27 protein-coding genes and 6 tRNA genes are annotated in these 23,472 nt (G+C 68.6%); 13 read left to right on the forward strand and 20 right to left on the reverse strand.

The window, feature by feature from the left end:
- Positions 1–58 precede the first annotated feature (58 nt).
- The 6 genes from DNK52_RS06250 to DNK52_RS06275 all read left to right on the forward strand — a co-directional run bounded on the left by DNK52_RS06250 (position 59) and on the right by DNK52_RS06275 (position 4,165).
- Positions 59–253, forward strand: coding sequence for a DUF3046 domain-containing protein (locus DNK52_RS06250; RefSeq protein WP_110240606.1), 195 nt, complete (start codon positions 59–61; stop codon positions 251–253).
- 204 nt (positions 254–457) lie between these two features.
- Entirely contained in the window at positions 458–1,543 is a 1,086-nt protein-coding gene (gene recA / locus DNK52_RS06255) for a recombinase RecA (protein WP_110240607.1), read from the forward strand.
- On the forward strand, positions 1,533–2,126 hold the full coding sequence (locus tag DNK52_RS06260; protein WP_239455421.1) for a regulatory protein RecX: 594 nt from the start codon (positions 1,533–1,535) through the stop codon (positions 2,124–2,126). The genes recA and DNK52_RS06260 overlap by 11 nt, the downstream gene beginning before the upstream one ends.
- Before the next feature lie 46 nt (positions 2,127–2,172).
- Entirely contained in the window at positions 2,173–3,030 is an 858-nt protein-coding gene (locus DNK52_RS06265; RefSeq protein ID WP_110240143.1) for a PPK2 family polyphosphate kinase, read from the forward strand.
- Positions 3,027–3,788 (forward strand): HipA family kinase, encoded by a 762-nt coding sequence (locus DNK52_RS06270; RefSeq protein ID WP_110240144.1) that lies wholly within the window; start codon positions 3,027–3,029, stop codon positions 3,786–3,788. Before DNK52_RS06265 ends, DNK52_RS06270 begins: the two co-directional genes overlap by 4 nt.
- Positions 3,785–4,165 carry a DUF3037 domain-containing protein gene (locus DNK52_RS06275; protein WP_110240145.1) on the forward strand — a complete coding sequence of 127 codons (381 nt, stop codon included), beginning with the start codon at positions 3,785–3,787 and terminating at the stop codon, positions 4,163–4,165. The genes DNK52_RS06270 and DNK52_RS06275 overlap by 4 nt, the downstream gene beginning before the upstream one ends.
- Positions 4,166–4,249: 84 nt before the next feature.
- On the opposite strand, the gene DNK52_RS06280 is transcribed toward DNK52_RS06275, so the two are convergent.
- The 4 genes from DNK52_RS06280 to DNK52_RS06290 form a co-directional block, all read right to left on the reverse strand.
- A complete protein-coding gene (locus tag DNK52_RS06280; RefSeq protein WP_110240146.1) occupies positions 4,250–4,993 on the reverse strand; it encodes a sirohydrochlorin chelatase in 744 nt (247 codons plus the stop codon).
- Between the two features lie 126 nt (positions 4,994–5,119).
- Entirely contained in the window at positions 5,120–5,866 is a 747-nt protein-coding gene (locus DNK52_RS06285; RefSeq protein WP_110240147.1) for a phosphoadenylyl-sulfate reductase, read from the reverse strand.
- Complete coding sequence (locus DNK52_RS16110; protein WP_204163419.1) at positions 5,863–6,027, reverse strand: hypothetical protein; 165 nt, start codon at positions 6,025–6,027, stop codon at positions 5,863–5,865. The genes DNK52_RS06285 and DNK52_RS16110 overlap by 4 nt, the downstream gene beginning before the upstream one ends.
- Position 6,028: 1 nt before the next feature.
- Positions 6,029–7,729: a nitrite/sulfite reductase gene (locus DNK52_RS06290; protein ID WP_110240148.1), complete on the reverse strand. Its 1,701-nt coding sequence runs from the start codon at positions 7,727–7,729 to the stop codon at positions 6,029–6,031.
- A gap of 343 nt (positions 7,730–8,072) precedes the next feature.
- On the opposite strand from DNK52_RS06290, the gene DNK52_RS06295 reads away from it, so the two are divergent.
- Positions 8,073–9,518 carry a glycine hydroxymethyltransferase gene (locus DNK52_RS06295; RefSeq protein WP_110240149.1) on the forward strand — a complete coding sequence of 482 codons (1,446 nt, stop codon included), beginning with the start codon at positions 8,073–8,075 and terminating at the stop codon, positions 9,516–9,518.
- 79 nt (positions 9,519–9,597) lie between these two features.
- Here the strand turns inward: DNK52_RS06295 and DNK52_RS06300 are convergent, their stop codons facing one another.
- Positions 9,598–10,479: a PDDEXK family nuclease gene (locus tag DNK52_RS06300; protein WP_110240150.1), complete on the reverse strand. Its 882-nt coding sequence runs from the start codon at positions 10,477–10,479 to the stop codon at positions 9,598–9,600.
- Positions 10,480–10,641: 162 nt separating this feature from the next.
- A complete protein-coding gene (locus DNK52_RS06305; protein WP_110240151.1) occupies positions 10,642–12,276 on the reverse strand; it encodes an acyl-CoA dehydrogenase family protein in 1,635 nt (544 codons plus the stop codon).
- A 17-nt stretch (positions 12,277–12,293) separates the two neighbouring features.
- Between DNK52_RS06305 and DNK52_RS06310 the strand changes: the two genes are divergently transcribed.
- The 3 genes from DNK52_RS06310 to cobU are packed head-to-tail and all read left to right on the forward strand — an operon-like array spanning position 12,294 to position 14,931.
- On the forward strand, positions 12,294–13,265 hold the full coding sequence (locus DNK52_RS06310) for a YihY/virulence factor BrkB family protein (protein WP_110240152.1): 972 nt from the start codon (positions 12,294–12,296) through the stop codon (positions 13,263–13,265).
- A complete protein-coding gene (locus tag DNK52_RS06315; protein WP_239455422.1) occupies positions 13,262–14,353 on the forward strand; it encodes a potassium channel family protein in 1,092 nt (363 codons plus the stop codon). The genes DNK52_RS06310 and DNK52_RS06315 overlap by 4 nt, the downstream gene beginning before the upstream one ends.
- Positions 14,353–14,931: a bifunctional adenosylcobinamide kinase/adenosylcobinamide-phosphate guanylyltransferase gene (cobU, locus tag DNK52_RS06320; protein ID WP_110240154.1), complete on the forward strand. Its 579-nt coding sequence runs from the start codon at positions 14,353–14,355 to the stop codon at positions 14,929–14,931. The genes DNK52_RS06315 and cobU overlap by 1 nt, the downstream gene beginning before the upstream one ends.
- 24 nt (positions 14,932–14,955) lie before the next feature.
- On the opposite strand, the gene DNK52_RS06325 is transcribed toward cobU, so the two are convergent.
- The 7 genes from DNK52_RS06325 to DNK52_RS06355 form a co-directional block, all read right to left on the reverse strand.
- On the reverse strand, positions 14,956–15,711 hold the full coding sequence (locus DNK52_RS06325) for an adenosylcobinamide-GDP ribazoletransferase (protein ID WP_110240155.1): 756 nt from the start codon (positions 15,709–15,711) through the stop codon (positions 14,956–14,958).
- Complete coding sequence (cobT, locus tag DNK52_RS06330) at positions 15,704–16,738, reverse strand: nicotinate-nucleotide--dimethylbenzimidazole phosphoribosyltransferase (protein WP_110240156.1); 1,035 nt, start codon at positions 16,736–16,738, stop codon at positions 15,704–15,706. Before cobT ends, DNK52_RS06325 begins: the two co-directional genes overlap by 8 nt.
- A 103-nt stretch (positions 16,739–16,841) precedes the next feature.
- Positions 16,842–16,916, reverse strand: a tRNA-Val gene (locus DNK52_RS06335).
- A gap of 49 nt (positions 16,917–16,965) precedes the next feature.
- A tRNA-Gly gene (locus DNK52_RS06340) sits at positions 16,966–17,041 on the reverse strand.
- Between the two features lie 132 nt (positions 17,042–17,173).
- Positions 17,174–17,248 (reverse strand) — tRNA-Val (locus tag DNK52_RS06345).
- Positions 17,249–17,267: 19 nt separating this feature from the next.
- Positions 17,268–17,338, reverse strand: a tRNA-Cys gene (locus DNK52_RS06350).
- A 40-nt stretch (positions 17,339–17,378) separates the two neighbouring features.
- Positions 17,379–17,451, reverse strand: a tRNA-Gly gene (locus DNK52_RS06355).
- Between the two features lie 162 nt (positions 17,452–17,613).
- Between DNK52_RS06355 and DNK52_RS06360 the strand changes: the two genes are divergently transcribed.
- The gene (locus DNK52_RS06360; protein WP_162598648.1) at positions 17,614–18,324 is read left to right on the forward strand and encodes an aminotransferase class IV; all 711 of its coding nucleotides are present in this window, start codon (positions 17,614–17,616) and stop codon (positions 18,322–18,324) included.
- A gap of 80 nt (positions 18,325–18,404) precedes the next feature.
- On the opposite strand, the gene DNK52_RS06365 is transcribed toward DNK52_RS06360, so the two are convergent.
- Positions 18,405–18,839, reverse strand: coding sequence for an SsgA family sporulation/cell division regulator (locus tag DNK52_RS06365; RefSeq protein ID WP_110240158.1), 435 nt, complete (start codon positions 18,837–18,839; stop codon positions 18,405–18,407).
- A gap of 119 nt (positions 18,840–18,958) precedes the next feature.
- Here DNK52_RS06365 and DNK52_RS06370 point away from each other — a divergent pair, with 119 nt between their 5' ends.
- Positions 18,959–19,459, forward strand: coding sequence for a PGPGW domain-containing protein (locus tag DNK52_RS06370; protein WP_204163420.1), 501 nt, complete (start codon positions 18,959–18,961; stop codon positions 19,457–19,459).
- 67 nt (positions 19,460–19,526) lie between these two features.
- A tRNA-Val gene (locus DNK52_RS06375) sits at positions 19,527–19,598 on the forward strand.
- 92 nt (positions 19,599–19,690) lie between these two features.
- Here DNK52_RS06375 and DNK52_RS06380 read toward each other — a convergent pair.
- From DNK52_RS06380 to DNK52_RS06400, 6 genes are all read right to left on the reverse strand, one after another.
- The gene (locus DNK52_RS06380) at positions 19,691–19,930 is read right to left on the reverse strand and encodes a helix-turn-helix domain-containing protein (RefSeq protein WP_110240159.1); all 240 of its coding nucleotides are present in this window, start codon (positions 19,928–19,930) and stop codon (positions 19,691–19,693) included.
- A 73-nt stretch (positions 19,931–20,003) separates the two neighbouring features.
- Positions 20,004–20,156 (reverse strand): hypothetical protein, encoded by a 153-nt coding sequence (locus tag DNK52_RS16000; protein ID WP_162598649.1) that lies wholly within the window; start codon positions 20,154–20,156, stop codon positions 20,004–20,006.
- 8 nt (positions 20,157–20,164) lie between these two features.
- Positions 20,165–21,160, reverse strand: a complete 996-nt coding sequence (locus DNK52_RS06385; protein ID WP_110240160.1) for a DUF4192 domain-containing protein — start codon at positions 21,158–21,160, stop codon at positions 20,165–20,167.
- A 37-nt stretch (positions 21,161–21,197) separates the two neighbouring features.
- Entirely contained in the window at positions 21,198–22,349 is a 1,152-nt protein-coding gene (locus DNK52_RS06390) for a hypothetical protein (RefSeq protein WP_162598650.1), read from the reverse strand.
- Between the two features lie 161 nt (positions 22,350–22,510).
- Entirely contained in the window at positions 22,511–22,813 is a 303-nt protein-coding gene (locus DNK52_RS06395; RefSeq protein ID WP_239455423.1) for a hypothetical protein, read from the reverse strand.
- A gap of 121 nt (positions 22,814–22,934) precedes the next feature.
- Entirely contained in the window at positions 22,935–23,468 is a 534-nt protein-coding gene (locus DNK52_RS06400; RefSeq protein ID WP_110240162.1) for a hypothetical protein, read from the reverse strand.
- Positions 23,469–23,472: the final 4 nt, after the last annotated feature.

A 23,472-nucleotide genomic window follows, 5' to 3' on the forward strand; every position in this document is an offset into this window, starting at 1 on the left:
ACCGACTACACCGGCCTCTGGTTTTCCTCCGGGCGGCTGGTGTGGTCCCATGCTGGGCATGAGGCACACCGAGTTCTGGTCCCGTCTGGACGCCGCCCTGGGGTCCGCGTCCTCGCGGACCTGGGCAGAGATGTTCGTGATGGCAGAGCTCGGCTCGCGCACGGCGCAGGAAGCGCTTGATGCGGGCGTCGCGCCGAAGACCGTCTGGGCCGCCTGCTGGAAGCACCTGGGTCTGCCCGACCGCGATCGCTGACCCCCTTTCCCGGTCCTTCTCCTGCGCCGACACGCCCACACAACCACTCGCCCATCGAACACCTGTTCGGGTACTCTCGTGTCAACAGGTACGACGCGGTGGTGAGGTTCTCCACAGCTTCGTCAGGACTGATCAGGTCTTGTCGGTGGCTCCCACTAGCGTCGAAGACGTACTTGGGACACCGACGATCTGATGGAGAAGAAGATGGCTGCGCACGGACCGAAGAAGAGCAACGGCGGCGGCGGGGGAGACCGGAGCAAGGCTCTGGACGCTGCGCTGGCCAACATCGAGAAGAATTTCGGCAAGGGCTCGGTGATGCGTCTGGGCGACGAGACCCGTGCGCCGCTCGAGGTCATCCCGACCGGATCCATCGCCCTGGACGTGGCGCTCGGGCTCGGTGGTCTGCCCCGAGGCCGGGTCGTCGAGATCTACGGCCCGGAGTCCTCCGGTAAGACGACGGTCGCCCTGCACGCGGTGGCCAGCGCCCAGGCGGCCGGAGGCATCGTCGCCTTCATCGACGCCGAGCACGCCCTCGACCCGGAGTACGCGAAGAACCTCGGCGTCGACACCGATGCCCTGCTCGTCTCCCAGCCCGACTCCGGTGAGCAGGCGCTCGAGATCGCGGACATGCTGGTTCGCTCCGGGGCGCTCTCCCTCATCGTCATCGACTCCGTGGCGGCGCTGGTGCCTCGCGCCGAGATCGAGGGCGAGATGGGTGACAGCCACGTCGGTCTGCAGGCCAGGCTCATGAGCCAGGCGCTGCGCAAGATGACCGGTGCGTTGAACAACTCCAACACCACCGCGATCTTCATCAACCAGCTGCGCGAGAAGATCGGCGTGATGTTCGGTTCGCCCGAGACCACCACCGGTGGCCGGGCCCTGAAGTTCTACTCCTCGGTGCGTCTCGACGTGCGACGCATCGAGACGCTCAAGGACGGCACCGACATGGTCGGCAACCGGACCCGCGTCAAGGTCGTGAAGAACAAGGTCGCCCCGCCCTTCAAGCAAGCGGAGTTCGACATCATGTACGGCAAGGGCATCAGTCGTGAAGGTGGCCTGATCGACGTGGGGGTCGAAGCCGGACTGGTCCGCAAGGCTGGCGCTTGGTACACCTACGAGGGTGACCAGCTCGGTCAGGGCAAGGAGAACTCGCGCACCTTCCTCAAGGACAACCCGGACCTGGCCAACGAGCTGGAGAAGAAGATCCTCGAGACGCTGGGAGTCGGACCGCAGGTCGATGCGCCGGCCGACGTCCTGTCGGACGAGCCCATCGGGGTCGATGACTTCTGAGTCGCGGGCCGACGACCCGTGGAGTGGTGACGTCCGCCTGGGTGTGCAGGCCTGGACCGGGGATCTTCCTGAGGACCCCGTCCAGGCCGGCCCGCCGGCTGACGCCGAAGAGGTCGCCCGCAAGATCCTGCTCGATCAACTGACCGGTCAGGCGCGCAGTCGCAAGCAGCTGGCCGACAAGTTGGCGCAGCGTGACGTGCCGCCCGAGATCGCGGAGCGGTTGCTGGACCGCTTCGTCGAGGTCGGCCTCATCAACGACGAAGCCTTCGCCCGCATGTGGATCGCGAGCCGGCAGCCTGGAAAAGGGCTCGCCGGCAGGGCGCTGGCCCAGGAGTTGCGTCGCAAGGGGATCGACGACGAGATCGTGCGCGAGACGATCGCCGAGATCGACCCCGAGGACGAGGTCGAGGCGGCCCGCGCCCTGGTCCGCAAGAAGTTGCGGACCCTGCGCAACGTCGACCGCACCACGGCGACCCGTCGCCTCGTCGGCCTCCTGGCCCGCAAGGGGTACGGCAGCGGGATGGCCTTCAGTGTCGTCCGCGAGGAGCTCGGGGATTTCGAGGCCTCCGAGGAGACGGACTGAGTGTCCGGTCGGACATCATCGGTGTCCGTTCAGACATGATGTCTCCATGACGAACACCACTCCCGTCGACACCAGCGCGCTGCGCCTGCCACCGGGGTCGGTGGACCTCCGAACTCTCTCCCCGGACGACACCCCGGGGTTCGAGGGGGAGAAGGAGGACGGAAAGAGCGCTCTCGCGGCACTCGAAGGATCACTCGCGGACCTCCAGGAACGACTGTGGGCCGAGCGCACCACGGGGTCGAACCGTCGCGTGCTGCTCGTGCTGCAGGGGATGGACACCAGTGGCAAGGGCGGGGTGATCCGCAAGGCGCTCAGCCTGGTCGACCCCCAGGGGCTGTCGATCATGGCGTTCAAGGCGCCGACGGAGGAGGAGCAGCAGCAGGACTTCCTCCTTCGCATCCGCAACGCGCTGCCCGAGCCCGGACACATCGGGGTCTTCGACCGCAGCCACTACGAGGACGTCCTGATCCACCGGGTGCGGGAGTTCTGCGCCCCCGAGGAGATCGAGCGTCGCTACGACGCCATCAATGCCTTCGAGACCGAGCTCGTCGAGGACGGGGTCGTCATCCTCAAGTGCATGCTGCACATCAGTGCCGACAAGCAGAAGGAACGGCTGGCCGAGCGGCTGACCAACCCGGAGAAGCACTGGAAGTACCACCCCGGTGACGTCGACGACCGCGCTCTGTGGCCGGCCTTTCGCGACGCCTACGAGGTCGCCCTCGAGCGGACCAACACCGAGGTGGCCCCGTGGCACGTCATCCCGGCGGACCACAAGTGGTTCCGCAACCTGGCGGTGGCCTCCCTGCTCCACGACGCACTCGCGAGGATGGGACTGCGCTGGCCCGAGGCCGAGATCGACGTCAAGGCGGAGTTGCAGCGACTGGAAGAGTTGGTGATCGAGTGATCCCCACCGTGGGAGTGGTCCGGTACGTGACCCCGCTGCGCGAGGGCGGCAGCCTGCCCGGCGTGGTGGAGGGTGAGGACCTGGGCACGTACGTGTGCAAGTTCGTCGGTGCCGGCCAGGGCGTACGGGTGCTGGTCGCCGAAGTGATCGTCAGCGGACTGGCCAGCCGCCTGGGGCTGCGTACGCCCCGTCTGGTCGCCCTCGACCTGGCCAGTGAGATCGCCCGCTACGAAGCGGACGAGGAGGTGCAGGACCTCCTGCAGGCCAGCATCGGACTCAACCTCGGCGTCGACTTCCTGCCCGGCTCGTTCGGGTTCGACGGCGAGGTGAACGCCGACAGCTCCACCTACGGGATGATCCTGTGGCTCGACGCCTTCTGCGCCAACGTCGATCGCAGCTGGCGCAACCCGAATCTCCTCGTCTGGCACGGCGACGTCTGGGTCATCGACCACGGTGCCTCCCTCTACTTCCACCACGCGTGGAGCAAGGGCATCACGGATCCGGCGCGGTTCGCGCAGCAGCCCTGGGACATCAGGGACCACGTCCTCGCGAAGCACCTGGCTCTCGTGCCGGAGGCCGACGCCCGGGCCCGTGAGCTGTTGGGCCCCGAGGTCTTCCGTGAGATCGTCGACGAGATCCCCGATGAGTGGCTCTGCTCGATCCCGGACGTGAGTCCGGGCGCGTTGCGTGACGCCTACGTCGAGTTCCTCACCGCCCGGCTGGGCAGCCGCGCCTGGGCCCCGGGGGAGGCGTCATGAGCCACCTCGCCTACCAGTACGTCGTGCTGCGCTGCGTGCCTCGACCGGAGCGGGAGGAGTTCCTCAACGTCGGGGTCGTCCTCTACTGCCAGGCCGAGGACTTCCTGGCCGTTGCCTGGGACGTCGACCGCGCACGGCTGGCGGCCTTCGCCCCCGATCTGGACCTCGACCGGGTCTGCGCCGGGCTCGACTTCGTCGAAGGGGTCTGCGGCGGTGATCCCCGCGGCGGGGAGGCCGCGTCGCGTCCGTTGACCCAGCGGTTCGGCTTCCTCAAGGCACCCAAGTCGACGGTGCTCCAGCCCGGCCCTGTGCACGGTGGGGTGACCGCAGACCCTCAGGCCCAGTTGGAGCGTCTGCTCACCCAGTTCGTCGGCTGAGCCCAAGGGTCCGGAGAAGCAAGCAAGCCCCAGCCCGAAGGCTGGGGCTTGCTGATTGCTGCAGTTGTGCCTCGGGCGGGAGCCTCAGACGGGCACGAGCTCGACGGCGCCGACGGCGTACCGGGCGAGGATCGTACGAGCCACCTCCGGGTGGGCACCCAGCGGCTCGGAGACGGCGACCGCGCCGGCCTCGTAGGCCAGCTCCGCAGCCCGGTCCGGCAGGAAGCCGGGGGCCAGGAAGAGCGACGCCACGGCGATGTGGCGGCGGCCCTGGCCACGGAACGCGCGCACGGCCTCAGCGGTGGCCGGCGGAGCTGCCGAGGCGAAGGCGGCCTTCACGGGCAGCTTGTGGCGGGTGCCCCAGAGTCGGGCCAGACGGGCGACCGACTGGTTCGCGAGCGGGTCCGAGGAGCCGGCGGATGCCAGGACGAGGGCATCGAGCTCACGCACCCGGCTCTCCTTCAGCGCCTCGCGCATCCTGATGTCCAGCACGTCGAGGAACGCCGTCTCCAGACCGAGGACCGAGGTCGCCCGGATCTGGATGCCCTCGTGGCGGGCCATCGCCGTGGCGACGGCCTCGGGGACGTCCACCTTGGCGTGGTGGGCCTCGGTGAGCAGCAGCGGCACGACGACGATCTCGTCGAAACCGGCGCGTACGAGCTTGTCGACGGCCGTCTGGAAAGACGGCTTGGACAGTTCCAGGAATGCGGGCTCGATCCGGAGGTCCGGGCGCATGCGCCGGACCTCGTCAACCAGGGCCTTCACAGTTGCGGCGGACCGCGGGTCGCGGCTTCCGTGGGCGAGTGCAACCAACGCAGGAGCAGCCATCGATGAGCCTCCCAGCTCTCAAGTGATGTGCATCGACGTCGTTGTCGATCCGTGTGTTCGTTCGGTGTGCTTCGGTGCTTGTGCGGGGGGAGTTCTGTGGGGGAGTTCTGGGGTGCGGCCGCTCCGTCAGGAGTGGATCCCGCACTCGGTCTTGTTGGTCCCTGCCCAGCGGCCGCTGCGCGGGTCGTCGCCAGGGGCGACTCGGCGTGTGCACGGCCAGCACCCGATCGAGGGGTAGCCGTCGTACACGAGGGGGTTCACGAGCACGCCGTTGTCGGCGATGTAACGCTCCACCTGTTCGTCGCTCCAGCGCGCGATGGGTGAGATCTTCACCTTGCCCTTGCGTGCGTCCCACCCGATGACAGGTGCGATGGCCCTGTTCTGGGTCTCCGCGCGGCGCAACCCCGAGGCCCAGGCGTCATAGCCTGCCAAGGAGTCGGCCAGCGGCTGGACCTTGCGCAACTTGCAGCACAGGTCAGGGTCGGTCCGGTAGAGGTCCTTGCCGTACTGGGCATCCTGTTCCGCCACGCTCAGGGGTGCCTGAATGGTGATCAGGTTGACGTCCAGAACGGCCTCGACGGCGTCACGGGTCCCGATGGTCTCGGGGAAGTGGTAGCCGGTGTCGAGGAAGACGACGTTGATCCCCGGGGCGACGCTGGAGGCCAGGTGGGCCAGCACGGAGTCACCCATGGAGGAGGTGATGCAGAAGCGCTCGCCGAAGGTGGCGAACGCCCATTCGATGATGGTCTCGGCAGGAGCGAGCTCCAGCTCGGCGCCCATGTGCGAGATGAGTTCGCGCAGCTCCTCGGGCGTACGTCCCTCGGTGTGCGTGCCGCGGAAGGCGCGGGCAGCAGCAGTCGTCTCCGTCGTCATGCCTTCACCTCCGGTCGCGGAATCGATCCGAGCATCTTGAGCACGAAGTGACGCAGGCAGGAGCGGCACTCCCAGGCAGCGAGGCCGTCGACGGACTCACGGGGCCACAGGTTCTCGTCGCCGCAGTAGGGGCAGTTGTTGGGCTGGGATCGCTCTGACATGTCAGACCGTTTCCAGGACGACGTCGCCGCGCAGGTGGGCCTCGTCGGCGCGGGCCGCCCAGTGCGCGAAGGACTCGCCGTCGGTGCGGTCGGCGAGGTAGTTGAGCACCACGGTGGTGATGTAGTCGTCCAGTCCCACGCTGGTGACCTTGTGGGCACGCAGCTTGCGGCCGTGGTTGGCCTCGAGCCCGAGCGCGCCGCCGAGGTGCACCTGGAAGCCGTCGACCTGGTTGCCGTGCTCGTCCATGACCAGCTGGCCCTTGAGGCCGAAGTCGGCGCTCTGGGTGCGGGCGCAGGCGTTGGGGCAGCCGTTGACGTTGACGGTGATCGGCACGTCGAGGTCGGGGATGCGTCGCTCGAGCTCGGAGATGAGCGCCTTGCCGCGTGCCTTGGTCTCGACGATCGCGAGCTTGCAGAACTCGATGCCGGTGCAGGCCATCGTGTTGCGACGCCAGTTCGACGGGGCGGGGTCCAGACCGATCGCCTTGAGCTCGCTGCTCACGGCCTCGACGTCGGCACCGTCGACGCCGATCACCACTGCCTTCTGCTGGGCGGTCAACCGCACCCCGGCTGCGCCGTACTTCTCGACGACATCGGCCAGGTTGAGCAGGAACTGGCCGTCGATGCGACCGACCACAGGGGCGCCACCGATGTAGAACTTGCCGTCGCGCTGCTCGTGCACACCGACGTGGTCGCCGGGGATGCTGGGGGAGGCGGGGGACTCGTTGCGGACCAACTCACGCTGCAGGTACTCGCCCTCGAGGATCTCGCGGAATTTCTCGATGCCCCAGTCAGCCACCAGGAACTTCAGCCGGGCACGCGAGCGCAGGCGGCGGTAGCCGTAGTCACGGAAGATGCCGGCCACCCCGGCCCAGACGTCGACGACCTCGTCGAGCGGCACCCACACGCCGAGCTTCTGGGCGAACATCGGGTTGGTGGAGAGACCCCCGCCGACCCAGACGTCGAAGCCGGGACCGTGCTCGGGGTGCACCGTGCCCACGAAGGAGACGTCGTTGATCTCCGGCGCCGAGTCGTGACTCGGGTGACCGCTGACCGAGGTCTTGAACTTGCGGGGGAGGTTGGAGAACTCGGGGTTGTTCAGGGCCAGGGCCTTGATGTCGTCAAGGGCCTTGGTGCCGTCGATGATCTCGTCCTTGGCGATGCCGGCGACCGGCGAGCCCAGGAAGGGGCGCGGTGAGTCGCCGCACGCCTCGACGGTGGTGAGGCCGGCACTCTCGAGGCGCTCCCAGATCGTCGGCACGTCCTCGACCTGGATCCAGTGGTACTGGATGTTGGTGCGGTCGGTGATGTCGGCGGTGTTGCGGGCGAAGTCGGTCGAGCAGCTGCCCAGGGCGCGCAGCGCGGCGGCGTCGAGGATGGCGCCGTCGGTGCGGACCCGCATCATGAAGTAGCGGTCGTCCAGCTCTTCTTCCTCGAGGGTGGCGGTCTTGCCGCCGTCGAAGCCGGGAGCGCGCTGGGTGTAGAGGCCCATCCACCGGAAGCGGCCGCGCAGGTCAGCGGGGTCGATGGAGTCGAAGCCGCGCTTGGAGTAGATGCCGAGGATCCGGTCCCGCACGTTGAGCGGGTTGTCGTCCTTCTTGCTCTGCTCGTTCTTGTTGAGCGGCTCGGAGTAGCCCAGTGCCCACTGACCCTCGCCGCGCTTGCGACGGGGACGTGCGGTGGGAGCAGGGGTGGCAGTCATGAGGTGGTCCTGGATTCGCTGAGGCCGCTCAGGAGTCGAGCGTGCAGTGGTGGTCGTCAGGGAGTCAGTGGGGCCAACAGGTCATGCTGCCGACGCGCATCAGGTCCACGTGGCGTCGTACCACGAGGTGCTTGTGCGTTGCTCGGCTGATCACAGAGTGGAGTCTCACTGGCCGGACAGGCTTGCGGCAATTGCGGATCTCATATGGCGGAATGCCGTACCAAATAGTGAGACCCAAATTGGGGATGCCAGTCGAGCCGCTGAGCCTCAGTGAGGCGCAAGTCACATCGGGCCCGGGTGCCCGAACTTCGGGGACAGCCGCAGGCTCATTAGTCTGGGGCCCATGACCGATTCTGTTGCCGCGACCGCCAGCACTGCCTACGACGCCGCTCTGAAGGTGATTGCCTCCGTCGAGCCCCGGATCGCCGAGGCGACCCGGCGCGAGTTGGAGGACCAGCGTGGATCGCTGAAGCTGATCGCGTCGGAGAACTACGCCTCGCCCGCCGTCCTGCTCACCATGGGCACCTGGCTGAGCGACAAGTACGCCGAGGGCACCGTCGGTCACCGCTTCTACGCGGGCTGCCAGAACGTCGACACCGTGGAGTCGCTGGCCGCCGAGCACGCTCGCGAGCTCTTCGGCGCCGACTACGCCTACGTCCAGCCGCACTCCGGCATCGACGCCAACCTGGTCGCCTTCTGGTCGATCCTGGCCAACCGCGTCGAGACCCCGGCCCTGGCCAAGCTCGGCGCCAAGAACGTCAACGAGCTCACCGAGGCCGACTGGGAGACGCTGCGCGGCGAGCTCGGCAACCAGCGCCTCCTGGGCATGAGCCTGGACGCCGGGGGTCACCTGACCCACGGCTTCCGCCCGAACATCTCCGGCAAGATGTTTCACCAGCAGCAGTACGGCACCGACCCGGCCACGGGCCTGCTCGACTACGACGCCGTCGCCGCCAAGGCCCGCGAGTTCAAGCCGCTGATCATGGTGGCCGGCTACTCCGCCTACCCGCGCCGGGTGAACTTCGCCAAGATGCGCGAGATCGCCGACGAGGTCGGCGCCGTGCTGATGGTCGACATGGCCCACTTCGCCGGGCTGGTGGCCGGCAAGGTCTTCACCGGCGACGAGGACCCGATCCCCTTCGGCCACGTCGTCACCACGACCACCCACAAGTCGCTGCGCGGTCCGCGCGGCGGCATGGTCCTGGCCCAGAAGGAGTTCGCGGCCGACGTCGACCGCGGTTGCCCGATGGTCCTCGGCGGCCCGCTCTCCCACGTGATGGCCGCCAAGGCCGTCGCGCTCGCCGAGGCGCGCACCGACGAGTTCAAGGCGTACGCCCAGAACGTCGCCGACAACGCGAAGACGCTCGCCGATGGCTTCATGAGCCGCGGCACCAAGCTGGTCACCGACGGCACCGACAACCACCTGGTGCTCCTCGACGTCAGCTCGTACGGCCTCACCGGCCGGCAGGCCGAGTCGGCGCTGCTCGACGCCGGCGTGGTCACCAACCGCAACTCGGTGCCCAACGACGCCAACGGCGCCTGGTACACCTCCGGTGTCCGCCTCGGTACGCCGGCGCTCACCACCCGCGGTTTCGGCAAGGACGAGTTCGACAAGGTCTCCGAACTCATCGTCGACGTGCTCTCCAACACCCAGCCCGGCGTCACGAAGGCCGGCAGCCCGTCGAAGGCCTCTTACAAGCTGGCCGACGGCGTGGCTGACCGCGTACGTGCGGCGAGCGCCGAGCTGCTCGACGCCAACCCGCTCTACCCGGGTCTGCAGCTCTCCTGACGTTGCACCTCGGGTCTGTGTGCGCAGATCCACCCGACTTGCCGCTGGGTGAGGGCATATGCGCACACAACCCGGGAGGTCAGGGCCCCAGCTTGGGCCAGAGCAACGCCCGACCCGCACGGGTGAGGGTGGACGTACGCAACGTCTGCCCCCACCCTGCCAATCGGGCGGGTTCGTGCACCCGTCCCAGCGTCCGGTCCACGTCACGCAACAGGTCCTGAGGACGGTGCAGGAGATCTCGTGACGTGTAGCCACGGCGTACCCAGCCGGCTTCCTCCAACCGGCGGTCTCGCAGCAGGTCGGAACGGTGCTGCTCGATGTCGCGATGCACGCCGCCGTCGTACTCGTGCAGCACCGCGGCCTCACCGACCCGAAGGTCGCCCCGCGCCACGAACCGACCGTCGGCTCGGGTGACGACGTACTGCGGGGTGACCGGTGCCTCGACGTGTCGGTGGAACTCTCGCAGCACGGTCTCCCATGCAGATTCCGTACGCGCCTCGCAGCGCCGCAACAGTCGCCGCAGCCGCGGAGCCCCGTGCCGACCACTCGCACAGGCATCCTCCAGGACCTGTCGGGTGAGGTACTTCTGGTGTAGCGCTGCGTCGAGGGCCATCAGGGCTCCCAGGTCGTCGAGGTCACGGCAAAGGCTGAGGAGTACGTCCGGCACCGAGGCGACGGGCATGCCACGAGCCGTTCCCGGCCGTCCTACGGGATCGCTGCGCAGCGCCCGCAGACCGGGACGGCGGACGGGGTGCGCGCCGGGAGGCAGTTGGACGACCACCGCGGTCTGCGGTGGGAGCGGCGGCAACCAGAGGCCAAGTATTTCAGCTGCTGTCACGTGCGTGAAGCAGGTGCCGGGCGGTAGTACCTCCAGCCAGGCGGTGAGGGTGGCGCGCACGGGGTCAACCGCGTCGAGCGGCCGGTAGGCACCGTGGGTGACCCGGATCAGTCGTCCTTGCATGGTGCGGACTCTGACCCATGGGTCCTGCCGCCGTGCGGCCCTACGCATCCTCCTGTGGACAGGCGTACGTCTGTGTGCGCGGACGGGCACGACACGCCGGTGACCGGCCCGGTTCGTGCACACAAACCTGAGGCGCAGCGCAGGTCGCCCGGCAGTCGAGGGTCAGTCGACGACGGGCGTGTTCCGCTCCACCACGTACGCCTGCTCGCCGCCGGTGAGCATCCCGAAGACGCCCATCGGCGCGCCGTCGAGCCGGGAGGCGCAGAAGAGGTCGGAGACCTCGGCGGGGGAGTGACGCACCAGCAGTGCGCCCTGGAGGCAGAGCGCCATCCTGCTGGCCAACAGACGGGCGTTGGCCTCGACCCCGATGTTCTCGCCGAGCAACGCGAGGGTCTCGTCGACCGCGCGGTCCAGGTGACGGTTGGCGCCGCGGGCGGCACCGACCTCGAGCATCCAGGCCTCCATCGACTCCGGCTCCCGGGCCAGCGCGCGGAGCACGTCGAGGGCGTTGACGTTGCCGGAGCCCTCCCAGACGGAGTTCAGCGGGGCTTCGCGATACATCAGCGGGAGCCCGGACTCCTCGACGTAGCCGTTGCCGCCCAGGCACTCCAGCGCCTCGGCCACCGCGGCCGGGGTGCGCTTGCAGACCCAGAACTTCGCCAGCGGCAACGCGATGCGGCGCAGCGCCTTCTCGTGCGGGTCATCAGCTGCGTCGACGGCCGTGGCCAGGCGCATCGCCAGCGCGGTCGCGGCCTCCGACTCGAGCGACAGGTCGGCCAGCACGTTGCGCATCAGCGGCTTGTCGGCCAGCAGGCCGCCGAAGGCTGAGCGGTGCGCGGCGTGCCACGACGCCTCGGCCAGCGAGTGGCGGATCAGCGCCGCGGAGCCGAGCACGCAGTCGAGCCGGGTCGCGGCCACCATCTCGATGATGGTGCGTACGCCGCGCCCCTCCTCGCCGAGCCGCCGGGCCAGGGTGCCGTCGAACTCGAGCTCGCCGGAGGCATTCGAGCAGTTGCCGAGCTTGTCCTTGAGCCGGACCACGTCGAAGGTGTTGCGGGTGCCGTCGGGCAGCACCCGCGGCATCACGAAGCAGGTGAGCCCGCCGGGGGCCTGGGCTAGCACCAGGAAGACGTCGTTCATCGGCGCCGAGGTGAACCACTTGTGGCCGTGCAGCGTGTAGAGGCCGTCCTCGCCGGTGGGTCGCGCGACGGTGACGTTCGTACGTACGTCGGAGCCACCTTGCTTCTCGGTCATGCCCATGCCGGCGAGCAGGCCCGACTTGTCCTGCGGGGTGCGTATGCCGAAGTCGTACGTCGTCGAGGTGAGCCCGGGGACCCATTCGTCGGCGAGCGTGGGGTCGACGCGCAGGGCCGGGACCGCGGCGTACGTCATGGAGATGGGGCAACCGTGGCCCGGTTCGGTCTGTGACCAGGCGTAGAAGCCGGCGGCGCGGCGCAGGTGGGCGTCGGGCTCCGGCGAGCCCCACGGCGCGGCCTGGAGTCCGTGGTCCACCGCGCGGTCCATCAACCAGTGCCAGGAGGGATGGAAGGTGACCTCGTCGACGCGGTTGCCGTGGCGGTCCTGGGTGAGCAGGCGCGGAGGGTTTTCGTTGGCGGCGAGCCCGTGCTCACGGGCCTCGGCGCTGCCTGCCTCCACTCCGAGTGCGGTGAGGCTGGCCAGTGTCTCGGGCGAGCCGTGGCGCAGGACCGCCTCGCGCAGTGCGGGGTCCCCTCCCACGACGTCGTGACCGGTCAACGGTGGTGTCTGGTTGGAGGTTGCCCGGAGTTCGCTGCGCATATGACTACGGTAGGCGCATGTCGTCGTCGTTCCAGTGGAATCGTCTGACCACTGGGGCCAGGGACCGGGGCTCTGCGTGGCTGCACCTCGCGTGGCGCCTGATCGTGAACACGGTGGGCGCGTGCCTGCGCCACCGGGTCACGGGTCTGGCTGCCGAGGCTGCGTTCTTCGCGATCCTCTCGGTGCCGCCGCTGATCTTCGCGTTCACGGGCGCCATCGGCTTCATCTCCGAGCGCTACCCACCGGCAGCGGTCGCCGACCTGCAGGCAGCGATCATCGAGTTGGCGTCGCGGGCGCTGACCGACGACGCGGTCCAGCGGGTCATCTCCCCGACGATCGAGGAGGTCCTGGGCCAGGGCCGCTTCGACGTCATGTCGCTGGGCTTCTTCCTGGCGCTCTGGTCGGGGTCGCGGGCGCTCAACGTCTTCGTGGACACCATCACGATCATGCACGGGCTCGGCGGGCACCGGGGGATCGTGCGCACCCGCGCCCTCTCCTTCTCGCTCTACCTGATGGCGATGGTGCTCGGCTCGATCGCGCTGCCGCTGGTGGTGGCCGGGCCCGGGCTGATCGGGAGCTGGCTGCCGGACCGCTTCGAGATCGTGATGACCTTCTACTGGCCCGTGCTGGTCGTGCTCTGCATCCTCTTCCTCGCCACGCTCTACCACGTGGCCGTCCCGGTGCGGACCTACTGGACCTTCAACCTGCCCGGGGCGGTCTTCTCGCTGGTCAGCTGGATCATCGGCTCGTTTGCCCTGCGCTGGGTGCTGACCGCCACCGCGTCGGAGTCGAGCTCGGTCTTCGGGCCTCTGGCGGCGCCGATCGCGGTCCTGCTGTGGCTCTACGTACTCTCCATCGCGGTGCTGATCGGGGCCGCGCTCAACGCGGCCTTCGACCAGGTCTTCCCGCAGCCGGCGACGACCGAAGGGCGCAACTCGCTGCGACAACGCTTCAGGGGGCGGATCGGCGTGGGAGACTCCAGATCGTGAACGAACCGTCGCCCCTCTCTCGTGCCGGGAGCATGATCAAGCTCCCCGACCCGGTGCAGTCGCCGTGGGTGGCCCTGGGTCGCCGGATCCTGGCGGCGGCCTCAATCCTGCTCGGCACTGTGCTGCTGGTCTACCTCGACCGGGAGGGGTACCGCGACTCCCAGCACCCCGGCGAGACCATCGGCCTGCTCGAGGCGTTCTACTACACCACCGTCACGCTCAGCACGACCGGTTACGGCGACATCGTCCCGGCGACCGACCAGGCCCGCCTGGTGAACGCCCTAGTGATCACCCCCGCGCGCATCGCCTTCCTGGTGCTGCTGATCGGTACGACCCTTGAGGTGCTTGCCAGCCAGGGCCGCGAAATGTTCCGGGTCGCCCGGTGGAGGAAGAACATGCGAGACCACATCGTCATCATCGGCTACGGCACGAAGGGGCGCAGCGCTGCGCTGACCCTCGTCAAGAACGGGCACGCCCGTGAGTCGATCGTCGTCGTCGACCCCTCGTCCACCGCGCTGGTCGAGGCGCACGCCGACGGCTTCGCGGTGATCACCGGTGACGCGACCCGTCGTCAGATCCTGACCAGCGCCGATGTGGCCGAGGCCCGCCAGGTCATCGTCACCACCAACCAGGACGCCACCAACGTGCTGGCCACGCTGACCGTGCGCCAGCTCAACCCCGAGGTCCAGATCGTCGCCGCGGTGCGCGAGGAGGATAACGTCCCCCTGATGAAGCAGTCGGGTGCCGACTCGGTGATCACCACCGCGGAGACCGTGGGTCGTCTGCTCGGGCTCTCCACGCTCTCTCCCGATCTGGGCGACGTGATGGAGGACCTGTTGACCTCCGGCGCCGGGCTCGAGGTCGCCGAGCGTGACATCCTGCTCAGCGAGGTCGGCATGCAGCCGCAGCGGGTCTCCGACCAGGTGATCGCGGTCGTGCGTGACGAGAAGACCCACCACTACTACGACCCGGTCGTGACCCAGCTGGCGCGCGGTGACCGGCTCATCGTCGTACGTCCTTCGCAGGAGCGGCCGTGGGCGCCGCGCCCGGGCACGCACGTCGACGAGGACTACGCGCAGGACGCCTGATGGTGTCCGTGGCGTCGAGCGGCGCGGAGCGCCCGCGTACGGTCCTGGTCACTGGGGGAGTGCGCTCCGGCAAGTCGACGCACGCCGAGCGGCTCCTGGCCGACGAGGCAGCGGTGGTCTACGTGGCGCCCGGCCCGAGCCCGGACGTCGAGCAGGACCCCGACTGGGCAGCCCGGATCGAGGCGCACCGCTCTCGCCGCCCGGCGCACTGGGAGACCGTCGAGGGTGACGATCTGGCGGGGGCGCTGCAACGCGAGGGTCAGCGCGAGGGCGCGGCGGTGCTCGTCGACTGCCTCGGCACCTGGCTCACCAGCGTCATCGACGCCGCGGGCGCCTGGGAGGAGAGCTCGGAGGCCGTGCACGACCTCGTGCTCGATCGTCTCGCTGCGGTGACGGTCGCGATCCAGGGGCATCCGGGGCGGATCGTGCTGGTCACCAACGAGGTGGGGCTCGGAGTGGTGCCTGAGCACCGTTCGGGTCGGCTCTTCCGGGACCTGCTCGGCACCGTCAACCAGCGGGTGGCCGAGGTGTGCGACGAGGTGCACCTGGTGGTCGCCGGCCGGGTCCTCGTCCTCTGACGCCTCGCGTGCCGGGGGTCCACCTCAGCTGAGCGTGATCAGCAGGACGGCCAGCGACAGTTCGATCGCTGCGCCGAAGACGTCACCCGTGACGCCACCGAAGCGGCGACGGGTGTGTGCCACCAGGGCCAGGACGACGGCCGCCATCAACCCCAGGCTGAGCGCGGCGCGCCACCACTGCAGGCCCAGCCACAGCGTCAGGGCGCTCAGCAATGCGCCGGCCACGAGCCAGGCGAGCACCACGACGGGGGTCGGGACGACCTCGGCCATCGGCTGCCCGAGCCCCTCCTTGCGAGCCGGGACCACGCCGCGGCGACACGTCAGGGTGAGGGCGAGGCGGGAGAGGCAGACCAGGACGCCGGCCAGCACCGCCCCTTCGACGGTGCCCAGGAGTGCTGCGAAGCCGGCCACCTGGAGACCGGCGACGACGAGGGTGGCCAGCACCCCGGCGGGGCCCGAGGTGCCGGACTTCATCACCTGCAGTGAGCGCTCGGGGTCGTACGACGCGGTGAGGCCGTCAGCGGTGTCGGAGAGGCCGTCCCAGTGGAAGACGCGCGTGCCGAGCGCGAGCACGCCGAGCGCGAGGAAGCCCATGACCAGCCACGACAGGCCGGTGGCCTGGCCGAGGAGCCCGACGGCCAGGACGGCTGCACCCAGGGGCACCACGGCCAGGGGAGCAAGCAGGACGGTCCCGCGGGCCGTCGCGGGGGTGACCTCCGACGGGGGCGGCGTGGGGAGCGCGGTCAGCGTCCCGACGGCGAGGCGCCAGGAGTCACGCACCGTCGCCCATCACCTCGGAGAGCAGGGCCACGTCACGCAGGATCGCGATCGCGCTGCGGAGCACGGGGACGGCGGCGACGGCGCCGCTGCCCTCACCGAGGCGCATCTCGAGGTCGACCAGCGGGCGCAGGCCCATCTTCTCCAGGGCCATGGACTGGCCCGGCTCGGTGGAGCGGTGGCCCGAGGCGAACCAGGCCACCGCACCGGGGGCAATCTGCTCGGCGGTGAGAGCGCAGGCCACCGACATCAGGCCGTCGAGCAAGACCGGCACACCGGCCTCGGCGGCGGCGACGAGGAAACCGGTGGTGGCGGCGAGGTCGGCGCTGCTCAGTGCCTTGAGGGTCTCGTACGGGTCTGCGGTGCGGTCACCGACGCGGTCCAGTGCCGTCTGGACGACCGTGACCTTGTGCCCCCAGGCGATGTCGTCGATGCCGGTGCCGCGACCGGTCACCTCAGCGGCGGGCACGCCGAGGACAGCAGCGATCATCGCTGCGGCGGGCGTGGTGTTGCCGATCCCCATGTCGCCGGTCATCAGGAGCTGCGCGCCGGCGGCGATCTCCTCCGCGGCGACGGCGCGGCCGACGGCGTACGCGGCCGTGAACTCGTCGTCGCTGAGCGCGTCCTCGAGGTGGATGGCGCCGCTGGAGCGGCGGACCTTGTGGGCGGTGACCTCGGCGGGCACGCCGACCAGGTCGTCGTTGACGCCCAGGTCGAGGACGCGTACGGAGACGTCGTGGGCGCAGGCCAAGGCGTTGACCCCGCCCTTGCCGGCCAGGAACGTACGCAGCATCGCGCCGGTGATCTCGGAGGGGAACGCGGAGACGCCGTGCGCGGCGACACCGTGGTCGCCGGCGAAGATCACGAGGCGGGCGTTGGTGAGCTCCGGCGGGGGGACCTGACCCTGGGTGGCGGCCCACCAGACGGCCGTCTCACCGAGGCGCCCCAGGGCGCCGGGGGGAGTGGCCAGCCCGGCCAGCCGGTCGGCGGCGAGTTGGCGGACGGTGTCGTCAGGCGCAGTCAGGGTCACCGGCTCATCCTAGGACTCGTGGTCCGACTCGGGACGATGCGCCCGTGGGAGCGGACGCAGAAGACCCCCGACCGGCGCTGTCGCGGGTCAGGGGTCCTCGTGGTGGTGGGCGATACTGGGTTTGAACCAGTGACCTCTTCCGTGTCAGGGAAGCGCGCTACCGCTGCGCCAATCGCCCATGTTCAGTTGTGTTGCGCGAAGCCCTGGTGCGGGTGGTGCTGGCTTCGTGGAGCGGACGACGAGACTCGAACTCGCGACATCCACCTTGGCAAGGTGGTGCTCTACCAACTGAGCTACGTCCGCATGTGCATGTCCCGTCGGGTCGGACCCGTCGGTTGCTGCGGGAGAAACCTTAACTCATGTGGGCAGCGACCTCGCCATCCGGGTCGCAAATGCAGAGCACCCCGGCCGCTGGGGTCGGGGTGCTCGTCGTACTGGTGGGCGATACTGGGTTTGAACCAGTGACCTCTTCCGTGTCAGGGAAGCGCGCTACCGCTGCGCCAATCGCCCATGTTGAGTTGTTTCTTCGAGGTGGGTACGGGATTTGAACCCGTGTACACGGATTTGCAGTCCGTTGCCTCGCCTCTCGGCCAACCCACCATGGAAATCCCTCCACAGAGGAACGATGGAGAAGACCCAGAGCGGACGACGAGACTCGAACTCGCGACATCCACCTTGGCAAGGTGGTGCTCTACCAACTGAGCTACGTCCGCATGCAACTTCCCGGACGTTTTGAGGCGCCCGGTTGGTGCGATACGAAACATTAGCCGATGCCTCGAATCGCGCAAAACCGGGGCGCCTCCGGAGTGTTGCCTCGACTCGTCGCCGCTGGGCGCGGTGCCGCTGACCTGCGGTTATTGCCTACAGTGACGCCCATGCACCCAGCCTACGGCCTCTTCGAGACGCTCAAGGTCCTCGACGGCGTCCCCTTCGCGCTGACCCGCCACCTGAGGCGTCTGGAGAGCTCCGCACAGGCCTTGGGGATCGAGGGCTACGACGAGACCCAGGTGCGTGACGCGGTGAGCCGGGCGCTCGCGAGTGCGGGTCCGGAGGCGATGCGGATGCGCGTGCTGTGGGGGAGTGGCGGTGTCGAGGTGGAGCTCACCGCGCTGCCGCCCGTGGCGGCGTCCACGGCCGTACGGACGAGTCGGTGGCGCCGCAACGAGCAGAGCGCCGTACGAGGTCACAAGACCACTGCGTACGCGGAGAACCTGCTGGCCCTCGCGGAGGCGACGCGCCAAGGCTGTACGGAGTCGTTGCTGGCGGACACCCGCGGGATGCTCAGCGAGGGGACCGGCGCGAACGTCTTCTACGTCATGGATGGAGAGTTGCGTACGCCGTCACTCGCGACCGGTTGCCTGCCCGGCGTGACCCGCGCCCTGGTGTTGGAGTGGTGCGGGGCCGTCGAGGTCGACGAGCCGATCACGGTGTTGGAGCGCGCGAACGAGGTGTTCCTGACCTCCAGCACGCGGGACGTGCAAGCAGTGCGCCAGGTCGACGGGCGCCAGTTGACTGCGCCGGGGCCGCTCACCCGCGAGGTGCAGGAGACGTGGCGCGAGCGCGTACGGACGACACCTGATCCCTGAGGTCGAGCCTGCAGGGAGGAGATGTCAGCCGACGAGGAGCTGCTCGACTCTGTCAGCCGACGAGCAGTTGCTCGACTCTGTCAGCCGACGAGCAGTTGCTCGATCATGGCGTCGAGGCTGAGGTGCTGCGACTCCTCGCCTTCGGGGACGAGCGCCAGCGAGCGCTGTACGAAGGTGAAGAGCTCGTTGGTGGGGGCCTCGGTGACGAGGTGGCCGTCGGGCGAACTGAGCTCGATGATCACGACGGCGTGGCCGCGGTCGTTGATGCTCGGGCAGACGTGGACGTCGCCCTCGCCGATCGGGGCGGTCAGGCCGCGGAGCAACAGGTCGCGGCTGAACGTCCACGGGAGGTCACCCTCGGGGGTGAGGAACGTGATCGTCACCGCGAACGGGTCATCCTGGGCATACGAGAAGACGGTGTCGAGGTCGTGCGCGCGCCCGGACGTGTCGATGCACTGAATGGTGATGTCGTGCGTAACCGTACCGGCGACACGACGGTCGTTGCGACTTGCCATGATGACCCTCCAACTGGTCTCTGTTGGTCAAGAGACGCTGTGCACAATCTGCCATGACGCGGCTTTTCATCCTTCATTTTGGGGAAAGTCGTCTTGGTCACTTTCGGTAGGCTCAGATCGTGACCGAACCGGACCTCGCGGAGCGCCGTGCAGCCGTCGATGACGAGGCTGCCGCGGAGTACTTCGGGCCCAAGTTCTTGGCGCGGCTGCACACGCGGATGCACCGCAACCCGGTCACTGGGTTCATCACGAAGATCGTCGTCACCATCGCCGGCGTGCTGATGATGACCGCCGGCCTGATCATGATGGTCACCCCCGGGCCGGGGATCGTCGGTTTGATCCTGGGTCTCGCGATCCTCTCAACCGAGTGGCGCTGGGCCGACCGGTGGCTGGACGCGGCGCGCGCTGCTGCGCACAACGCCGCGGAGAAGGCCAGGGAGATGGACCCCGCCGTACGCCGTCGCCGCCTCGCCGCCGTCGTGCTCCTGGCCGTCGCCGCGGTTCTGTTGGTCTCGGGGTTGTTGCGGCTCTTCGGGTGGCCGGAGGTCGCGATCGACGGCTGGGACTGGGTGCAGGGCCTGAACGGTGCGGTGCCTGACCTGCCAGGGATGGACGGTTGAGGCGGGCTCGGGGGCCGGATGTGGTTGGGGCCACGACCATGCGCTAATGTTTCGCGACGTACCACGCGGGCGATTGGCGCAGTGGTAGCGCGCTTCGTTCACACCGAAGAGGTCACTGGTTCGAACCCAGTATCGCCCACCGCATGCAAAACCGCCTCTGACCTGCGGAAACGTGGTTCAGAGGCGGTTTTCATTTCGGGCTCCGTGGTCTCTACGTGGTCTTAGGAACAGTCACCAGTGGGCCGCGGGCATGCGCTGGAACGCCGCTTCGAGGTCCTCCAGCCGGATCCGAATGTTGCGTCGGCCACACTGATAGGCGGGGATCGTGCCGTCGCTGATCCGCCGCCTGATCGTCTTGGCCGAGACCGACATGACCGCTGCGGCCTCGTCAACGCTGACGTAGATGGGCAGAGGTTGGCTGCGGTGAGCCTGCTTTGCGGAGATGCGTGGCCTGGGTGTCTGAGTCGTCATGTGGGGCTCCTTGGGTGCGTGCGTCCGCAGAGAAGGTGGGCGCACCCGACCACTCCCTGGTGGGTGATCCGGATCAGCGCTCGCGGGGTATCGGCACGACGTGGATGTCGTGGATGAGGTCGACCCGCGTATGTGACGGCTCCGAGGAGTCTGAGCGGCCGACGAGGTGCGCGAGGAGCCGCTCGATGCGGCTGTGCGGCGTATGACGCTGGCGGGTGGTGTTCATGTTGGTGCTCAGATCCCTGGTGCGGGCGGGTCGGGTCGGGTCCTCGTCGTGGAGCTGAGGGCTTCGATGCGTTGACTGACGTCGTGGGCGGTGGTGGTGAGCGCCGCCCACTCGTGGGGGTGGACGCCGTTCTGCACCAATGCGGTGACAAGGTGCGCGGCGTCGTACGGCTTGTCCTTGGGCACCTGATCGAGGGCACACCACGCGAGTGCGCCGTTGCCGTTGAGCCAGCTGGCGAAGGCGAGCATGGTGGCCGGGGCTGCCCGCAGCGAGTCGGGCGCCCTGCGGGTCAGATCGCTCCAAAGAGCGACGTGTGACGTGGCGGTCTGCGCGTTCATGTCGACCCACAGTCGGTCGCGGACCGGGATGGACTCGAGCGCGACGAGGAGCTGGGTGGCCGTGAGGTCAGGGAGGCGTTTGCCATCGGTGTGGAAGGCTCGGAGACGGTGGAGCGCGAACGCTGTCTCGGCGCGGATGCTGCTGCTCGCAGCGTGCGTCCGGGCGTCGGTAAGGTGGTCGGTGATGGGTTGGCGATCGCCGACGAGTGAGTCGGCCAGCGAGGTACGACTGGCTGCAGGCTGGGCCATGCCGTTCAGGACGGTGCTGGCAGCGATCCGGTCACGGGTGGCGGTGCTTAGCGGGCCGGAGACCTGGTTGCCGAAGTCGATCCACGCGGTCTCGCTGGCTCCCAGGCGGATCGGGGTGGCCACCCCAACACCGCCCAGGCGCAGGGCGAAGTCTTGGCTGAGCCTGTCCCCGTAGTCGCTGTCGGTGGTGAAGGTGACGATCGCAACCCTCGATGTCGGTTGGGCGCAGCGGGCGTACACCTCGCCGATGGAGTCCCACGCCTGTTCACGCTCGCGCGCCGAGCTGGGAACGTCGACTCGGACTACCGGAAGGTCCGGAGCGAGGGGGACGAGGACGAGCGATTCGTTCGGGTGGAATCCGAGAAGGTGGGGGATGGACACCACCAGTTCTTCGGGGGAGCGGATGGAGAGGTTCATGTCCTGTAGGTGAGCGACACCCGCCGGAGACTCGGAGTCACGTGCCGAGAGCGCCGTAATCGCTGCGCGTTGGAGGTCGGTGAGTGAGGGCGGCGTGCAACTCGACCCGTGTGGGTCCCGGAGTCGCAGCAGTCGGGGGTGCCTGCGGGCGAAGCCTTTCGTTCACGGTGCCTACGACCGCCAGGTCTGTCGCCGGTGAGACCGGTTCGAAGCGCTCGTTGACCGGGGTGCCCATGCCCCCGGTTCCGCTCTCGAAGTGGGGGAGTGTGAGGCGCTCGCAGTAGGCGCCGCGCTGCACGCCTTCGTTGATGACGTCGGCAATGCGGTGGTCGACCCCGTTGAAGAGCAGTTGGAAGCCTGAGAGCACGCGTGGCTCGACGACTGTGTCTGGCCTGACTGCGCGCAGACGCGCGACAGCATTGGCTCCTTCGGCTGCGGCCGAGGCACCGTTGCCGAGTACGCCGCCGATCCCGCGGAGCTGCTTCTGGATCAGCGTGTAGGTCTCTGCGCGCTCGGACCAGCGGCCCGCGAGCCGGTCGTCGACCCGTGCTGCGAACGGAACGAGGTGGGCTGAGACGAGCCGTTGGGAGTCGACCACCAGACGCAGGTTCGTGGCGCTCGGGAAGGCGCTCATCCGGACCGCGAGATTGTGTTGCGCCTGCAGCACGCCGAGGATGCCTGCCCGGACGGGGTCGAGGATGACCTTGGTCTTGGGACGCCACCCCAGCTGGTCGACGCTGTAGTCGGGTTGTCCGAGATTGATGTCGAGGGCTGCGGCGAGTGAGACCCATCCGAGGCGTGCGCTCTGGGTGAGAGGCTCCCAGCCTGGGGTGTTGCGGTAGCGCTGGTCTAGGACCACGAGAGCCTGCGTCATCGCCGCGATGTCGGCGACGATCGCTTGGGCTTGGGGCGCCGTCAGCCTGGCCGCGAACCGTGGCGAGGTGTCGTGTTCGGCGAGTGCAGCAGCCCGGGCCGTACGACGCCAGGGCTCGACCATCGGCCAGCGGTGAGGTGAGGCCAGTGACTCCAGCGTGGGGAGCGGCGCCGTGGACTTGGCGACAGCGAGGTCGATGGCGCGCGCGAGTTCGGCTGCAGAGCTGTGGCTGGCACCGGACAGCCCCGCCGAGCGGAAGGGATTCGGCTGCCTGTGCGGCAGGTTGGAAAAGGCCAGCGGGCTGACGGCGTGCATGGTCCGGCTCATCCACACCAGCACCGCCTGGCGATATGCCCGGACTGCCGAGCCGACTTCCTCGCGATCCTCTCGCGACCGCCCCAACTTATGTTGCACCCGGTGCTGCCGCAGGAGAGTCGCCAACTCTTGCCGCATCTCTGCGCCGGTCTCGCCGTACATCAGGGACCGTCGAGGGTGTAGGCGTCGTCCAGCATCGCGATGATGAGTTCGATGCTCAGCGCGTCGACCCCGTGTCGATCGAGTTCCTCGAGCGCAACTGTGGCCATCGGGAGGAGGATCGCCCGGTCTTCGCAGCGCCTCTTGCTGTCGATTGTCGGCACGTCGTCGCCGTGGACCCGGTCGAGTTCGATCAGTGCATGTTCGTAGGCCGACGACGCGTCGATGGTCGTGGCGTGATCGGCGAGCGCAGCCAGGTAGGAGCGTGCCTGGGCGAGCGTCATCGCGTGGGGGAGCAGGATCATCGGCAGCTCCTTTCGTGGATGGATCCTCCGAGGGTGCGACTAGCAGTTCGTCGGCGTCGTTCGACCGTGGGCTGCGCTGTGGAGGAGACCGCCCGGCCTGCTGCTGTGGGGAGAACCGTGCTCAGCCGACCAGCGGGCTGTTGACCGAGGCTTCGATACGGCGCCTGCGCTGCACGTCCCGGCGTACGAACTCCTCAAAGTGGCCGTCGCGGTCCTGGATCGTGATCTCGGCGGGTTGGACGACAGGTTCCTCTCCGGGCCAAGCGGTGACTCGGGTCGGACGGTCGCGATCGAGACGGGTGCCGGAGATCGCTACCCAATCGCGGAGCCGATGCTTGGCATCCTCGAAGTCGCGTCGCCACGCGATCGGCGCTGAAGGTGACGCTGTCTGGTGGTAGCAACTCAGCCAGTGGGTATGGAGCGCTGAGAGCTCCCAGACGAGTTCGTCGTGCAGGTAGTAGAACGGCGGGACGATCGAGGGGGAGAGCCCGTGGCTGGTCTTGAGCCACTTCACCCACCGATCGAGGTCGTGCCATTCGTACTCGGCCTCCTCGGCCAGGAGCAGGTTCCAGTTGATCGGCCCTGGGAGGTCGTCGCGCAAGAAAGCGCCCGACGACGAATCGTCGGGACCGTCGTGGCCGACGTACGGATCCATGGTG

The organism is Nocardioides gilvus, assembly GCF_003194605.1.
In the GTDB taxonomy this organism is placed as follows: domain Bacteria; phylum Actinomycetota; class Actinomycetes; order Propionibacteriales; family Nocardioidaceae; genus Nocardioides; species Nocardioides gilvus.

Excerpts from the sequence above, each read along its gene's own strand:
- DNK52_RS06250 (WP_110240606.1), top strand. The coding sequence starts at position 59 with ATGAGGCACACCGAGTTCTGGTCCCGTCTGGACGCCGCCCTGGGGTCC.
- recA (WP_110240607.1), top strand. The coding sequence starts at position 458 with ATGGCTGCGCACGGACCGAAGAAGAGCAACGGCGGCGGCGGGGGAGAC.
- DNK52_RS06260 (WP_239455421.1), top strand. The coding sequence starts at position 1,533 with ATGACTTCTGAGTCGCGGGCCGACGACCCGTGGAGTGGTGACGTCCGC.
- DNK52_RS06265 (WP_110240143.1), top strand. The coding sequence starts at position 2,173 with ATGACGAACACCACTCCCGTCGACACCAGCGCGCTGCGCCTGCCACCG.
- DNK52_RS06275 (WP_110240145.1), top strand. The coding sequence starts at position 3,785 with ATGAGCCACCTCGCCTACCAGTACGTCGTGCTGCGCTGCGTGCCTCGA.
- DNK52_RS06280 (WP_110240146.1), bottom strand. The coding sequence starts at position 4,993 with ATGGCTGCTCCTGCGTTGGTTGCACTCGCCCACGGAAGCCGCGACCCG.
- DNK52_RS06285 (WP_110240147.1), bottom strand. The coding sequence starts at position 5,866 with ATGACGACGGAGACGACTGCTGCTGCCCGCGCCTTCCGCGGCACGCAC.
- DNK52_RS16110 (WP_204163419.1), bottom strand. The coding sequence starts at position 6,027 with ATGTCAGAGCGATCCCAGCCCAACAACTGCCCCTACTGCGGCGACGAG.
- DNK52_RS06290 (WP_110240148.1), bottom strand. The coding sequence starts at position 7,729 with ATGACTGCCACCCCTGCTCCCACCGCACGTCCCCGTCGCAAGCGCGGC.
- DNK52_RS06295 (WP_110240149.1), top strand. The coding sequence starts at position 8,073 with ATGACCGATTCTGTTGCCGCGACCGCCAGCACTGCCTACGACGCCGCT.
- DNK52_RS06300 (WP_110240150.1), bottom strand. The coding sequence starts at position 10,479 with ATGCAAGGACGACTGATCCGGGTCACCCACGGTGCCTACCGGCCGCTC.
- DNK52_RS06305 (WP_110240151.1), bottom strand. The coding sequence starts at position 12,276 with ATGCGCAGCGAACTCCGGGCAACCTCCAACCAGACACCACCGTTGACC.
- DNK52_RS06310 (WP_110240152.1), top strand. The coding sequence starts at position 12,294 with ATGTCGTCGTCGTTCCAGTGGAATCGTCTGACCACTGGGGCCAGGGAC.
- cobU (WP_110240154.1), top strand. The coding sequence starts at position 14,353 with ATGGTGTCCGTGGCGTCGAGCGGCGCGGAGCGCCCGCGTACGGTCCTG.
- DNK52_RS06360 (WP_162598648.1), top strand. The coding sequence starts at position 17,614 with ATGCACCCAGCCTACGGCCTCTTCGAGACGCTCAAGGTCCTCGACGGC.
- DNK52_RS06365 (WP_110240158.1), bottom strand. The coding sequence starts at position 18,839 with ATGGCAAGTCGCAACGACCGTCGTGTCGCCGGTACGGTTACGCACGAC.
- DNK52_RS06380 (WP_110240159.1), bottom strand. The coding sequence starts at position 19,930 with ATGACGACTCAGACACCCAGGCCACGCATCTCCGCAAAGCAGGCTCAC.
- DNK52_RS16000 (WP_162598649.1), bottom strand. The coding sequence starts at position 20,156 with ATGAACACCACCCGCCAGCGTCATACGCCGCACAGCCGCATCGAGCGG.
- DNK52_RS06385 (WP_110240160.1), bottom strand. The coding sequence starts at position 21,160 with ATGAACCTCTCCATCCGCTCCCCCGAAGAACTGGTGGTGTCCATCCCC.
- DNK52_RS06390 (WP_162598650.1), bottom strand. The coding sequence starts at position 22,349 with ATGCACGCCGTCAGCCCGCTGGCCTTTTCCAACCTGCCGCACAGGCAG.
- DNK52_RS06395 (WP_239455423.1), bottom strand. The coding sequence starts at position 22,813 with ATGATCCTGCTCCCCCACGCGATGACGCTCGCCCAGGCACGCTCCTAC.
- DNK52_RS06400 (WP_110240162.1), bottom strand. The coding sequence starts at position 23,468 with ATGGATCCGTACGTCGGCCACGACGGTCCCGACGATTCGTCGTCGGGC.